Annotated in this window: 12 protein-coding genes; 4 read left to right on the plus strand and 8 right to left on the minus strand. The window is 59.1% G+C overall.

Annotated elements, in window-relative coordinates; translation table 11 throughout:
* Window position 1: 1 nt before the first annotated feature.
* The 5 genes from mreC to H9S92_RS10395 all read right to left on the minus strand — a co-directional run bounded on the left by mreC (window position 2) and on the right by H9S92_RS10395 (window position 5477).
* Window positions 2–817, minus strand: a complete 816-nt coding sequence (mreC, locus tag H9S92_RS10375; protein WP_187466643.1) for a rod shape-determining protein MreC — start codon at window positions 815–817, stop codon at window positions 2–4.
* Window positions 818–881: 64 nt separating this feature from the next.
* Complete coding sequence (locus tag H9S92_RS10380) at window positions 882–1919, minus strand: rod shape-determining protein (protein ID WP_187466644.1); 1038 nt, start codon at window positions 1917–1919, stop codon at window positions 882–884.
* A 397-nt stretch (window positions 1920–2316) separates the two neighbouring features.
* A complete protein-coding gene (locus H9S92_RS10385; RefSeq protein WP_187466645.1) occupies window positions 2317–3594 on the minus strand; it encodes a M16 family metallopeptidase in 1278 nt (425 codons plus the stop codon).
* Window positions 3595–3866: 272 nt separating this feature from the next.
* Complete coding sequence (locus H9S92_RS10390) at window positions 3867–4427, minus strand: RNA polymerase sigma-70 factor (RefSeq protein WP_187466646.1); 561 nt, start codon at window positions 4425–4427, stop codon at window positions 3867–3869.
* Between the two features lie 9 nt (window positions 4428–4436).
* Window positions 4437–5477, minus strand: coding sequence for a LacI family DNA-binding transcriptional regulator (locus tag H9S92_RS10395; protein WP_187466647.1), 1041 nt, complete (start codon window positions 5475–5477; stop codon window positions 4437–4439).
* 440 nt (window positions 5478–5917) lie between these two features.
* On the opposite strand from H9S92_RS10395, the gene atpD reads away from it, so the two are divergent.
* From atpD to creD, 4 genes are all read left to right on the plus strand, one after another.
* Window positions 5918–7429 (plus strand): F0F1 ATP synthase subunit beta, encoded by a 1512-nt coding sequence (gene atpD, locus H9S92_RS10400; RefSeq protein ID WP_187466648.1) that lies wholly within the window; start codon window positions 5918–5920, stop codon window positions 7427–7429.
* 80 nt (window positions 7430–7509) lie between these two features.
* Window positions 7510–7824: a F0F1 ATP synthase subunit epsilon gene (locus H9S92_RS10405; protein ID WP_187466649.1), complete on the plus strand. Its 315-nt coding sequence runs from the start codon at window positions 7510–7512 to the stop codon at window positions 7822–7824.
* A 169-nt stretch (window positions 7825–7993) separates the two neighbouring features.
* On the plus strand, window positions 7994–8992 hold the full coding sequence (locus tag H9S92_RS10410) for a sugar phosphate nucleotidyltransferase (protein WP_187466650.1): 999 nt from the start codon (window positions 7994–7996) through the stop codon (window positions 8990–8992).
* Between the two features lie 372 nt (window positions 8993–9364).
* Window positions 9365–10750, plus strand: a complete 1386-nt coding sequence (gene creD, locus H9S92_RS10415; RefSeq protein WP_187466651.1) for a cell envelope integrity protein CreD — start codon at window positions 9365–9367, stop codon at window positions 10748–10750.
* A 476-nt stretch (window positions 10751–11226) separates the two neighbouring features.
* Here the strand turns inward: creD and H9S92_RS10420 are convergent, their stop codons facing one another.
* From H9S92_RS10420 to rsmA, 3 genes are all read right to left on the minus strand, one after another.
* Window positions 11227–11820 (minus strand): CopD family protein, encoded by a 594-nt coding sequence (locus H9S92_RS10420; protein WP_187466652.1) that lies wholly within the window; start codon window positions 11818–11820, stop codon window positions 11227–11229.
* Between the two features lie 242 nt (window positions 11821–12062).
* The gene (locus tag H9S92_RS10425) at window positions 12063–13412 is read right to left on the minus strand and encodes an aminotransferase class I/II-fold pyridoxal phosphate-dependent enzyme (protein ID WP_187466653.1); all 1350 of its coding nucleotides are present in this window, start codon (window positions 13410–13412) and stop codon (window positions 12063–12065) included.
* Between the two features lie 109 nt (window positions 13413–13521).
* Complete coding sequence (gene rsmA / locus H9S92_RS10430) at window positions 13522–14295, minus strand: 16S rRNA (adenine(1518)-N(6)/adenine(1519)-N(6))-dimethyltransferase RsmA (protein WP_187466654.1); 774 nt, start codon at window positions 14293–14295, stop codon at window positions 13522–13524.
* Window positions 14296–14357 lie beyond the last annotated feature (62 nt).

Below are 14357 nucleotides of genomic sequence, written 5' to 3' on the forward strand. Positions count from 1 at the left end.
GCTAGTTCTCGTTTAAGCTGCCGAGTTCCTCCTTGAAAAGGTCTTGCACCACGTAGCCGTGGGTGGCCCGCAGCGGGTCGTTGCTCAGCAGCACCGTCAGGTTGAGGCTGCCCGCACCGGGTTGCCGCTCGGTTTTTTCTACCGTACCAATGACTTGCCCGGTCGGGAAGATGTTGGAAAAGCCCGTGGTGTACACCGTGTCTCCCTCCGCTACCGGAACGTAGTCCGGCAAATCGATGAGCGTCATCCGCCGCGGGTCGAGGCCATTCCAGCGCAGGGTGCCGTAGCCCCGGTTGGCCAGCCCGGCGCTGATCCTGGTACTCTGGTGGAGGATGGAAAGTACGCGTGCGTGGCGGTCAGTCGTTCGGTCCACGATGCCAATCAAGCCACTTTCGTTCATCACTCCCTGGCCGGGCTGGACGCTAAAGCGCGCGCCCCGGTCAATCACCAGCGTATTGTTGGGGTTGTAAGGCGAGCGGTTGACGATGCGCGTAGTCAGGAAGTTGAAGCGCTGCAGCAAGGAGTCATCCTGGATACTGTCAATTTCCGTAGTGATGTTGTAACCCGATTCGGGCAACAGGCTCCTTAGCCGGGCAATCTCCCGGCGGTGGATCTCATTTTGCTCCCGCAGATCCAGGTAGCCATTGACGGTGGTGAGGGCACTCTTGAATTTGCCGGAGCGGATAGACCAGGTCTCGGCCGCAATGGCCGCCTGGTTGCTGTTGTAATTTATGATCAGGTAGAGACACAAGAGTTGCAGGCCAACGAAGGTGAAAAAGCTCCCGTTATTGAAAAATATCCGGAGAATACGCTCCATTACTGCTTAGCCTGGTGGTTGGTGTCATTGTCGTGCCGTAGTTCTGCTCAGCTGCCCGCCTGGTTTAGCTGACGCTGCTGCTGGGAACCAGAATGGCCCGGTACCGGTAGGTATCGGAAAGGGCTTTGCTCGTGCCCCGCACTACGGCCGTCAGGGGGTCTTCGGCAACGTGCACGGGCAGCTGGGTCTTCATGCTCAGGCGCTTATCCAGGCCCCGCAGCATCGCTCCTCCGCCCGTCAGGTAGAGGCCCGTACTGTAAATGTCACTGGCCAATTCCGGTGGCGTGGTTTCGAGGGCACGGATGATGGCCTCTTCAATGGCCACGATGCTCTCGTCGAGGGCCGTAGCAATTTCCTGGTAGGTGACCGTGATCTGCCGGGGAATGCCGTTGAGCAAGTCGCGGCCGTTGACCGCATAATCGGCCGGTGGGTCGTCCAACTGCCCCAGGGCAGAACCCACGTTGATTTTGATTTGCTCGGCAGTGCGCTCCCCAATGAGGATGTTGTGCGTCCGCTTCATGTAGTTGACGATGTTCTCCGTGAACTCGTCGCCCGCCGTACGGATGCTCTGGTCACACACGATTCCCGAAAGGGCAATGACGGCAATCTCGGTGGTCCCGCCCCCGATGTCGACAATCATGTTGCCAATCGGTTCCTCCACGTCGAGGCCGATGCCCAGGGCCGCAGCCATCGGCTCGTAAATCAGGTAGGTCTCCTTGGAGTCCACCCGCGCCGCACTCTCAAATACGGCCCGCTTTTCGACCTCGGTGATGCCCGAAGGGATACAAATGACCATCTTCAGGTGAGTGAAGAACGACCGGCGGTTGCCAATCATCTCAATCATTCCTTTGATCATCTGCTCGGCGGCCCGGAAGTCGGCAATCACGCCGTCCCGCAGCGGCCGCACCGTGTGGATGTTGTCGTGCGTCTTCTCGTGCATCTGCATCGCCCGGTATCCCACGGCAATGGTCTCCTCCGTCTTGCGGTTGATGGCCACAATCGAAGGCTCGTCGACGACTACTTTGCCGTTCTGGATGATCAGGGTGTTGGCCGTACCCAGGTCAATGGCTAAATTTTGCTGAAACAGGTTGAAAAACCTCATCTATTATGTTCTAAAGCGACTCCCGCTGTTCTTTCCGCAAAAGTCGTAAAAAAGCACGGTAAACCCGCCATTGTAGCCACTTATTGTTTTTGACAAGAAAATTTTGTCTTTCCTCCCGCTCTTCTCCCTCCTTTTCCGGCCGCCCCAGGCCATTTGCCACCGTTTCTCGCTCCATCTTATTGGATGTTGGGCGCGGCCGCAGGTGCCCGGTCCGTCCCTCCGAACAGCAAGGAAGGTCAAAAGCCCGTGCTTTATCCAAAAGCTAGGGAGAGTTCAGTAGTTCACTAGTTCATAGTTCACTAGACACAAGCTGAACAGTCTCAAACATCACAAACCCGGCATCCGACATCGTACATCCGACCTCTTACATCACACATCTGACATCACACATCTGACATCAAACATCCAAAGGCCGTTCCACATCCAGCACCATCTCCACTCCGTCTACCGGTGGAGCACCGCCCACAATGACTTCGCTGTCCTGCCCGGGGCAGAGGTAGCGTTGCGCGAGGTCCTGAAGCTCGGCGGGGGTGATGTGCAGGACCGTATCTTCCAGCCGCTGGAGGTAATCGTTGGCATCGTAGTCCTTGATCAGGGCGGCGCGGTAGCGGTAGGCGTGGCCCAAGACGCCGTCCAGGCCCATCGCAATGTTGCCGCTCAGGTAGGCCCGGACCATATCGAGCTCGGGAGCGGGAACGGGGTCCTGTAGTAATTTCTCCACTTCCAGATCGATTTCCCGCCGGACTTCCACCAGGCTCTCATTCGCGACGTCGGCCGATACGCCAAAGGTGCCATCAAAGCGGTACACTTCCAGGTCGCTTTCGATACCGTAGGTGAAGCCTTTTTCTTCGCGGATGTTGCGCATCAGGCGGCTGCCGAAGTAGCCCCCGAATACGGTGTCGAGCACCACTAGTCCGGGATAATCGGGATTAGTGATCTGGATGCCACTCCGGCCCCGGCGGATCATCGACTGCTGCGCGCGCGGCCGGCTCAGTTGCAAAAGCCGCGGCTGGGTGGGTTTGGCCAGCAGGGTAGGGGCCGGGACGCTCCCGCCGGAAGGCATTTGGCCGAAGGTCTCGTCGAGCAACTTTTCAATGGCTGGCGTGACGTTGCCCGCCACGAACAGCGTAGCATTGCCGGCGTGGTAGGTTTGGCGGTGAAATGCCACCAGGTCTTCCGGTCCGATGCCCTCGAAACTATCGAGGTAAGAATTGTAACCGTAAGGGTGGTGAGAACCAAAAATAGCCTCCGTAATGAGGCGGTAAGCCAGCGTGTCGTTATCCGCCAGGTTTTCCCGCAGGTTTTGTTTGCGCCGCCGCAGCATCCGCTCAAATCCTTCCACGCTGAAGCTGGGCGAAATGGCCACTTCAGCCATCACCGGCAAGACCTCCGCCGCCCGCCGGTGAATGGTGGAAAGGGAGAGGTTGTTGGTGTCCATCAGGTCAGGCTGCCGCAGCGAAGTACCGAAATGCTCGAAAAAAGCCTCTACCTCGGCGGCCGAACGGTGCCTGGTGCCCTCCGTAAGCAGATCGTCGGTCAGGGCCGAAATGAGCTTGCGCGGCTCAAAGGGACGGCCTGCATCCACTATCAGTTCTACCTTCAGCACGGGCTGTTCCACGCCCGTAACGGCCACTACCGGCAAGCCGTTGCTGAGCTGCCAACGCCGTGCGGGCAAGAGAGCAGGAATGGTAACTTGATGGATCGGGGGACGCTGGCGGCTGATGGGTGACCTTATTATGTACAGGGGATGCTAACGCCAAAGGAGGCGATAAGTTGCAAAAGGTACTGTCGCGGCTTTAGCCCCAGGTATTGTCGCGGCTTTAGCCCGACCCAGGCACTTCGGGCTTCAGCCCCAGGTATTGTCGCGGCTTTAGCCTGACCCAGGCACTTCGGGCTTCAGCCCAACCCAAACAGTCAGGCTGAAGCCGCGAAAATACCTTGCTCCCCCTACAACGGCAGATCGCAATACCGCTGCAATCGATTGCGCAAAAAGATCAAATTTCTGCGCATATGGGTCTCCACGGTTTTCGGGCTCAGGCCGTGCGTATCGGCAATTTGCTGGTAGGTAAGTCCGCTGAAGCGATTGAGGCGAAAGATCTGTTGTCCGCGGGTGGGCAGTTCCTGGATGGCCGCCTCGATGAGGTGTTGGAGCTGTTTGGTAGCCGCCTGTTCTTCGGGGGAGGGCGCGGAGCAGGGGCGGTGAATGGGCAGGTCGGCCGTGATGTTGCGGTGGCGGTTGCGCCGGCGCAGGTAGTCGATCGAGCGGTTGCGGACGGCAGAGGCCAGGTAGCCCGGTACGTTGCCGTGGACGACGAGTTCCTCCCGCTGGTGCCACACCTTGGTGAAAACGTCTAAGACCACTTCTTCGGCCTCGTGGGGGCAGTGGACGATCCTTTCGGCGAGGTGCAGCAGGCCGGCGAAGTAACGATCAAAAAGGGTCCGGAAGCGCTGTTCTTCAGACGCATCCGGCAGGGCCGCAAGCAGCGGATGATCGGGCAGGAAACTCATGGCAAAAACTTATTTGGCGTTCCGCAAAGACGAAGCGCGGAGAATGATTTTGGGGGAGAGCACCAGGCGCTCGTGGGAGACGTCCAGGGCATTGCGCTGTTTGATGGTATCGATCGCCCGTCGTGCGGCGCGTTGCCCCATAGTGAGGGTCTGCTGGTCGACACTGGAGAGCGAAGGCGTGATCAATTCCGTAAAGGGCTCGTTGGAAAACCCGATGAAGGCCAGGTCTTCCGGCACCCTCACGCCGAGTGATTGTGCGGCCTTGATGCCACCTGCCGCGCTGAAATCGCTGGCGCTGAAGATGGCGTCGGGCCGGGGATGCAGGCTCCAGAGGCGGGCAAAAGACTCCTTGCCACTGTCGAAGTGCGATACGATGTCGACGATGTATTCCGGGGGCGTTGGCCGGCCCGCATCCCGCAGCGCATCGAGGTAGCCCCGGAAGCGGTCGCGGTAAATGTGCTGGTGCTGCGGGCCCCGGAGGTGGGCAATCCGCTGGTAGCCCTGCTCGATCAGGTGGGCCGTTGCCGCGTAGGCTCCCTGCTGGTCGTTGATGACGACGCTGGGGACGTCCAGTTCCTGCGGTACGTTGTCGAAAAACTGGATGGGCTGGCCCGAGGCGATGATGCGGCGGTAAAACTCCAGGTCGTTCTTGCCATCCTTGGCCGAGCTGATCAGGATGCCATCCACCTGCAGGCGCTGGAGGGTTTCGACCATGGTCCGCTCCCGCTCCGAAGAGTCGTAGCTCTGGCAGACGATAACCCGGAATCCCTCCCGGTCCGCCTCTTCCTCAATGCCGCGGATGACGCTGGCAAAGAAGGCCCGGTCCACCGCCGGAACAATTACCCCCAGAATGTCGCTCCGCCCCTTGCGCAGGGCGGCCGCAATGTGGTTGGCCTGGTAGTCCATCTCCCGGGCTTTGCCCTGGATGAGCTCCCTGGTCTGCCGGCTCACGGCCGGGTGGTCATTGAGCGCCCGGCTGACCGTCGAGGCGTTCAGCCCCAACGCACCTGCAATGTCGTGAATCGTTGTTCTGCTTGATCGCTTTGCCATATTATTCTAACAATCGATTGCATAGATAGGGCCTTTTTTTGACTCCGCAAAACTTTTTGCGCAAAATGGAAAAAGGGTTGCGTGTGCGGAGCAGGAAGGGTAAGGTACGGGTAAGGTGCAGGCCTGATTTGGGAAATACCTCCCTCCTTCTGAAAGGCCGGTTGAGGGTGTCCCTACCCCAACTTCCACCGTGGAAGTTCGGGTGAGCAATCAGAAGCATCGGACGTCCTTATTATGTGGTCTTTTCCTTGGACCTGCGGCCGCGCCCTTTTGGCCTTGAACGGTGCGAAAGGGTGCAGCTGGTCCTGGTACCCGCCTATCCTGCACTGCGCTCCCTGCAAAAACGGAAGAATCCCGCGCGGAAATGCTTTGTCACTTCCTTTAAACGATGTACTTTTGCGGCTCAATTGAATTCCCCCCGCACTACCAAGCATCGCTTCATGGCAAATATCGGTAAAGTAAAGCAGGTCATCGGCCCCGTCGTTGACGTAAGTTTCTCCGGCGAAAACGCCAGTCTCCCGGCCATCCTCAACGCCCTTGAGATCACCCGCCCCAATGGCGAGATCCTCGTGCTCGAAGTACAGCAACACCTCGGCGAAGACTCTGTGCGCACCATTGCCATGGAGGCCACCGACGGCCTGACCCGCGGTACGCTCGTCACCGACACCGGCCGCGCCATCGCCATGCCCGTTGGTGACGCCATCAAAGGCCGCCTCTTCAACGTCGTTGGCGAGCCCATCGACGGTATGCCTTCCGTGCCCAAGGGTGCCAACGCCCGCCCGATCCACAACGATCCCCCCCGCTTCGAAGACCTGGCCACCGACCGCGAGCCACTCTTCACCGGCATCAAAGTAATTGACCTCATCGAGCCCTACACCAAGGGAGGTAAGATTGGTCTGTTCGGCGGTGCCGGCGTAGGCAAGACGGTACTCATCCAGGAACTCATCAACAACATCGCCGTAGGCTACGAAGGTATCTCCGTATTCGCCGGCGTAGGGGAGCGTACCCGCGAAGGCAACGACTTGCTGCGCGAGATGATCGAATCCAACATCATCAAGTACGGTGATGCCTTCAAGCACGACATGGAAAATGGCGGCTGGGACCTGAGCAAGGTCGACATGAAGGAACTCGAAGACTCTAAGGCCACCTTCGTATTCGGCCAGATGAACGAGCCTCCCGGAGCCCGCGCCCGCGTGGCCCTTTCCGGTCTGACCATCGCGGAATACTACCGCGACGGAGACCTGAGTGACCCTACCGGCGGTCGCGACATCCTCTTCTTCGTTGACAACATCTTCCGCTTCACCCAGGCGGGCTCTGAGGTATCGGCGCTCCTCGGGCGGATGCCTTCGGCGGTAGGTTACCAGCCAACGCTGGCCACCGAGATGGGTCTGATGCAGGAACGCATCACCTCTACCAAGCGTGGTTCGATTACCTCCGTACAGGCCGTTTACGTACCTGCGGATGACTTGACGGACCCCGCTCCGGCCACCACCTTTGCCCACCTGGACGCCACCACGGTACTCAACCGGAAGATTGCCTCCAAAGGCATCTACCCTGCGGTAGACCCCCTGGATTCCACCAGCCGCATCCTCGACCCCGCCATCATCGGTGAAGAGCACTACCAAACGGCCCAGCGCGTAATCAACATCCTGGCCCGTTACAACGAATTGCAGGACATCATCGCCATCCTCGGCCTTGACGAACTCAGCGAAGAAGACAAACTCGTCGTATCCCGCGCCCGCCGCGTGGAGCGCTTCCTGAGCCAGCCTTTCCACGTTGCCGAGCAGTTTACGGGCCTCAAAGGCGTGTTCGTAGACATCAAGGACACGATCAAGGGTTTCAATATGATCATCGACGGCGAGGTCGATAAATATTCCGAAAACGCGTTCAACCTGGTGGGCACCATCGAAGATGCCATCGCCAAGGGCGAAGCCGAACTGGCCAAAGCATAAATGAGCCGCGCCGCCGGGCAGACTGCTACGCCTAACGTAGTAGCCACTGCCCTGCGGCGTAGCAAGTGAAACTCCCCCCCATGCAGATTTCCGTTCTTACCCCAGACCGTACCATTTTTACGGGCACCATCACCAAGGTGAGCCTGCCCGGCGTGGAAGGGTCTTTCCAGCTGCTCGATAACCACGCTCCCCTGGTGTCCGCACTTTCCGCCGGGAAGGTGACCCTGCAAACCGCCGCTACGGGAACTTTCCGCTTTTACGACGAAGAGCAGGAAGCCATGGCCGAAAGCAGCGACGCCAATCGCAAAATGACCTTCACCATTGATCGTGGCTTCGTGGAAGTCCTCAACAACGAAGTGAACCTCCTCGTACAGGGCGCGCGCAACCTGCGTTAAGCGCGGGCGGGCGACGGTCCATTCCAGAAAACAGCTGATCCCCGGGTCTTCTGCGCTACCGCGCTGGCCCGGGGATTTTTTTGTCCGCCCCATCTGTTTTGTCCGCTGGCGGGGCAAAGCTTTCCATCTTTGCTGCGGTAGCTACGCGTGGTCAGCTTATCTTGTGGCCATGAAAGCCATCATTCCCGTGGCCGGTAAAGGCCTTCGCCTGCGCCCCCTCACGTATACCCAACCCAAACCCCTGATTCCCGTTGCCGGTAAGCCCATCATCAGTTTTATGGTGGAGCAGCTCATCGACCTGGGCGTGGAAGAGTTTATCTTCATCATCGGGTACCTGGGCGAAAAAATCCGGGAATACGTTGAGCGCACCTACCCCTACCTCAACACCGTTTTCGTACAGCAGGAGGAGCGGATGGGCTCTGCGCACGCCATCTGGCTGGCCCGCGACCACTACGCCGACGCCGATGAGGTCATGATTTTCTTTGGCGACGCCATCCTGGACGCCGATTTGCACGCCTTTCGCGATAGCGAGGTGAGTTGCATCGGGGTGAAAAACGTCGATGACCCCCGCAAATTCGGGGTAGTGGAAAAAGACGTAGAGGGTAACATCCGGGCGCTGGTAGAAAAACCGACCATTCCCAAGTCCAACCTAGCCATGGTAGGCTGCTACAAGATTCGCGAGGTAGAACAATTCATCGAAGCCTGTTCCTACAACCTCAAAAACAACATCCGCAGCATCGGCGAATACACCCTGACCGACGCCCTGAGCCGCATGCACGAGTGGGGAACGGAGCTGCGCACGATCGCCGTAGACAATTGGTTCGACTGTGGCCGCTACGACGTGCTGCTGGAAACCAACGCCATTTTCCTGGACCGCGAAGGCTTCGCTACCGACGATCCGCCGCCTTTTGACAACAGCATCATCATCCATCCGGTCCACATCGGCCCCGACTGCGTGATTTCCAACTCAATCGTCGGCCCTTACGTCACCCTGGGAGCCAACACCAAGCTGGAGCACGCCATTGTTTCCGACTCCATCATTGGCGATTACGCTACGATTCACGACATCGTGTTGCGGCAGTCGGTGGTGGGCAACGACGCCAGTATCGGTGGATTGCGGCAGTCGCTTAACATTGGCGACAACGCCGAGATTGATTTTGGGGGATGAGGTGAAGATTTTTCACGTCGGCGTACAACGGCTCCACCATTTTTGAACCACTAAGATCACGAAGAGGGACTAAGAATAAGCAGTCGCCGTGAAACCCCTCCACCTCACCCAACTCCAAGCAACTCCATGGGGTAAGAAAATAACCGAACCAGCGGTTCGGATTCGTCCCAACTCCAAGCAACTCCATGCCTAACTCCATGCAACTCCATGGGCCAAGAAAATAACTCGGACCAGCGGTTTGGATTGATCCCAACTCCAAGCAACTCCATGCCCAACTCCATGCAACTCCATGGGCCAAGAAAATAACCCGGACCACCGGTCCAGATCAACCGAAAAAGCCCGATCTTTCGCCTCATACCACCTCGTATCCGCATGTCAACCTTAGAACGACTCAATGAATGGGCCCGCCGCTCCGTCACCCTGAAACTATTGGTGATCGGGGTGATGATTCTCTTCCTGCTAATTCCTACGAGTATGCTCGACGGGCTCATCCGCGACCGGCAGAGCCTGCGCGACAGTGCGCAAACGGAGGTGGCATCCAAATGGGGCCTCCAACAAACGGTGGGCGGACCGGTAATTTCCGTTCCTTACCGCTACCAGGTACTCGACGCGGAAGGAAAAACGCTGACCACTTCCGGTTACGCCCACTTCCTGCCCGATGAAATCAACATTGAAGGCACCCTCAACCCCGAAGAGCGCTACCGGGGCATTTTTGTGGTGGTGCTGTACAACACCCGCCTGCAGGTTACGGGCCACTTTGGGGCTTACGACGCTGCTGCGCTCAACATCCCCGAGACGGCCCTCCAGTGGGAAGACGCCATTTTCTCCATTGGCCTCAGCGACATGACCGGCGTGCAGGCCGCCATCGACCTGCGCTTCGGAGACACCACCCGCAGCCTGGGGCCGGGCACCATTACCAACGATCTCTTCGACAGCGGCGCCAGTACGGCCGTGACCGTAACGGGGGCGGAGCAGCGAACCGACTTCAGCTTTTCGCTCGATCTCAACGGCAGCTCAGCCCTGTATTTCCGGCCCTTCGGTAAGCGCACCACGGTGCAACTCAGCGGCGGCTGGGGCAACCCCAGTTTCGACGGCAGCTTTTTGCCACAGGAGCGGGAGGTGAGTCCCGCTGGTTTTACCGCCACGTGGGAAGTTCTGCAGCTGAACCGGAATTACCCCCAGCAAGGTACCGGCGCCTACATCGGCAAATCCTCCCGTGGCTACGTGGATGGCGGCTACGTGGAAGGTGGCTACTATCCCGACGGAGCGGTAAGCGAAAACGACGTCCTGGGCCTCCGCCTGCTCCTGCCCGTGGACGAATACCAGAAAACCTACCGGAGCACGAGCTTTGCCGTACTGTTTATCTTCATCACCTTCCTGACCTTCTTTTTCATCGAAGTGCTCAACAAACGGAAGGTCCACCCCGTCCAGTACCTGCTCATCGGTGCGGCCATTATTCTCTTCTACGTGCTGCTGCTTTCCATCAGCGAGCACCTGCTTTTTGCTTCGGCTTACTGGCTGAGTTGCGCGGCCGTGGTCACGCTGATCACGGGATACAGTTGGTTCATCCTGCGCAACCTAAAGCTCACCCTCCTGGTCGCGGGCATCCTGGTGATTCTCTACGTGTTCTTCTACAGCTTGCTGCAACTCCAGGATTACGCCCTCCTTGTGGGCTCCCTGGGCCTGCTGCTCATCCTGGCCACTATCATGTGGCTGACCCGCAACATCGATTGGTACCAACTCAATCGGGAGGAATAGGGCAGGGCTGGGCTGTTTAAGCGTAGGCTGTCCAATTAGCTAGTCCAAAGCCGTAGCGGGTTTTCGCCCACGAGATCTTCAGCCGGGAGAGGCTCAACTTGGACAAACCCTTAGTGCTAGGCTGTCTAATCTAATGGGTTTAACCCGTGCGCGCTTTAGGGGCCTGGACCGCCTAGGTTGAGACCCTCTGGGTCGATCCAGCTAATCACGGTGCCCCCCTGGGTTGAGACCCTCTGTGGGTCGATCCAGCTAAGTACATTGGCGTATTCTCCTACGACCCAGAGGGTCTCGACCTATTAAGCGCTTGAGCCTCCCCGGTTGGCCAAAGTGAGTACGGCTCCGGCCTGGCTAATTAGACGGCCTACCCTTAGTGCAACTCAGTGCCTTAATGCCTTAGTGGTGAAAAACCCGCAGAGCGGAAAAGCACAGTCCCCTTGAGGAGTACCGGATAACCCCATTAAATAGACCGCCTAGGCTTAGGTGCCCTTACGCGCCACCCGGTAGGCCCGCGCCGCCCGGTAAATCAGGAGGCTGAACGCGGCAACGCCGAGCGCCAGGTAGAGATAGTTCAACTCCCCCGCCAGGCCGAACACGGCAATGAAGGGGACGCTCACCAGAAAGAAGGTCGGCACCTCATTCCAGAGCCTCAGTTGCCAGGCACTGAAAGGGCGCTTGTTCTGTTGCATTGGCACCACCAGCCTGCGTTTGGTGTACCCCTGGTAGACCACCAGTAAAACGACCAACAGCAGCTTGAGGTGCAGCCAACCCGGGGTGCCGGATTGCAGGTAACCAGGGTTCCAAACCAGCATCACCAGGCCCGCCACCCAGGTAATCATCATGGCCGGATTGACGATGATGCGGTAGACCCGGTCTTCCGTAGCGGAGTATTCCTCGTGCAAAATCTCCCGCTTCAGGCGGTTGCGCACGGCGTCCGGGGTATCTCCTTCCAGGGGCACCAGGTTGTCACTCTCGGCGTGGTTCACCAACACACGGCCCAGGTAAAACAGGCCCGCAAACCAGGAAACGAAGCCCACCACGTGCAGGGCCTTGGCAATCAGGATAACGTTCATTTGGTAAAAGTAAGCTACTCCCTCACGGCCACAAGGGGCACTACGGAAATTTGACCCAGCCGTGGCCCCGCCAGACCCCGTAGGGGTCCAACCTTAATAACCCCGGATGGAGGATGCACCGCATCCGGAATCCGGGGTTACTCACCCCCACCGCATCCGGAATCCGGGGGTACTCACCCACACCGCATCCGGAATCCGGGGCTATTCCACCCTCTGCACCGCATCCAGAGCGAGGGGCTTACTCATACCTCGCCCAACCACTGTCCCAGCCGCTGCATGGCCACCTTAAGGTCGGCCAGCGGTACGCAGGAATACACCATCCGGTACCAGCCCCGGCTCGGATTGCCCATGCCCACCGGTGAAGTAAGTAGGATGCCCGTCTGGTCGTACACTTCTTGCCAAAGCGCGAGTTCAGCGGCGTCACTGTCTTCTTCCAGGCGGCTGGAGAGGTCGAGCCAAACGAAAAGACTGCCCACGGCCGGCGCGTAGGGAATGCCGTGGGCGCGCAGCGTAGTCACCACCGCCGCGTAGCTTTCGGTGAGTCGGGTGGCGTTGCGCGTCACAAACGCCGTCACCCATTCGGTGTCGTCCAGCAGCTCGCTGAGCAACCACTGTGGGTAGTTAGAGCTCACGCTGGGCGCACCAAAATTGGCCCACGACTTCAGGAGGACCGCATTGTGGGTGTACAGCAGGCCCATCCGCAGCCCGGAAATGCCAAAGTCTTTCGAGAAGGAATACCACCAATGCAGGTAGGGGCTCTTGCGGCTTTCCAGCGTCGAGAGGAAGGAGGTGAAGGGTACTGCTGCGCCACCAAAATCGGCGGCCAGCGCCGGGTGATCCTGGTTGAAACGGGAAAGGGCGTAGATCTCGTTGACGACCAGATGGATCCGCCGGGCCGTGCACCAGTCTGTGAAGTCGCGCAGCTGTTCTGCACTGAAAACCTGGCCAGTAGGGTTGTTGGGTTGCGTCAAGACCAGCATCCGGAAGCGGTCGCCGAGGGTGGCGTAGGCGCGGTCCAGATCGTCCGTAGTCAGTTCGTAAACGGGTTGAATCGGGGCGGGGGGATCTTGGGCGCGGCCGCGGGTGCCGGGAACGGATGAAGGAGCAAGGTGGTGGAGGTTGTAGCGCTGCAGCCCGGCCTTGTTGGCCACATCGGGGGTGTAGGCCATGTAGGCCGGGCCGGGGATGACGACCACGTCATCCGGATCCCCCAGCAAGAGGGCCGTCATCTCGATGGTGGCCGTAGCGCCGGCACTGACGGCCAGGCACTCCGGGTTCAGTTCTGTGTCCGCAATCATCCGCCCCAGGAAGCGGGTCGCCGCCGCCCGGAAGTCGGGGGCGCCGAGGATGGAGGTATAGCTGGCCACCCAATCCGGCGTCTGCCGGGTACTGGCGATGGATTGCAACTTCGCACGCATCTCCTCCCAGTTCAGCAGGTTCTCGGCGATGCAGAGGGTGAAGACTCCTGCGGGGTTGTCCTGGGGATGGTAGAGGTTTTCGAGCGCGGTGCGGAACAGATCGAAATCGGCCCGAATCGGCTGGGTGGCCGCCCGTTGGCCCCGGGCGGAAAGGGAGGCAAGTTGTTCAGACATGGCCCAAAGATGGGGCAGTGGCGGGGGCTTTCCAACGCCCGGCCGCAATTCTCCGCCGGCAAGACTTCCCCCGCTCTGGAAAGACCTTCACAGCACCTGCGACCGCGCCCTAACTTAGTTCGGCCCGCATCGCCAGGTCTACGAAATCGTTGATGCTGACCTGCTCGGGCCGCCGCTCGAAAAAGTCCTCGGCCAGGACCTCGGCCGGGAAGCAACTCTTCAGGCTGTTGCGCAGCATCTTGCGCCGCATCCCGAAGGCGGATTTGACGATGTGCTTGGCCAGGCCCCAGCGTTCGTCGGGCACCAACGGTTCCTCGCGGCGGACGAGGCGGATGACCGCACTTTCCACCCGCGGCGGCGGATTGAAGTTGCCCCGGCCCACGTTGAGCACCAGCGAGCAGGTGTAACGGATCTGGACCAGTACCCCCACGATGCCGTAGGTTTTGGAGCCGTGGGGGGCCAGTACGCGGTCGGCCACCTCCTTCTGGAACATGCCCGACATTTCGGGAATGAGCGCGTAGTTGTCCAGCATCTTAAAGAGGATCTGGCTGCTGATGTTGTAGGGGTAATTGCCGATGAGGCCAAATGGCTGCCCGTCGAAACACCGGCGCAGGTCGAGTTGCAAAAAGTCTCCCGGCACGATCCGATCCGAAATTTCCGGGTAGTGCTCTTCGAGGTAAGCCACCATGTCTTGGTCGGCCTCCGAAACGGTGAGCGTGAAGTCTTCGCTGCGCTCCAGGAGGTGCTTGGTAAGCATCCCCTGGCCTGGCCCCACCTCAAGCACGTAGTCGTAAGCCTCCGTAAGCTGTAGGGAATGGGCGATTTGCCGGGCGTAGTGTTCGTTCGTCAGGAAATGCTGACCGTATGATTTTTTAGCGCGCATGCTGCAAAGGTAGTTTAGTAGTCTAGTAGTCTAGTAGTTCATAGTCTAGTAGTTCAAAGTTC

Origin of the sequence: Neolewinella lacunae, assembly GCF_014349155.1 — a bacterium.
Taxonomy (GTDB): domain Bacteria; phylum Bacteroidota; class Bacteroidia; order Chitinophagales; family Saprospiraceae; genus Neolewinella; species Neolewinella lacunae.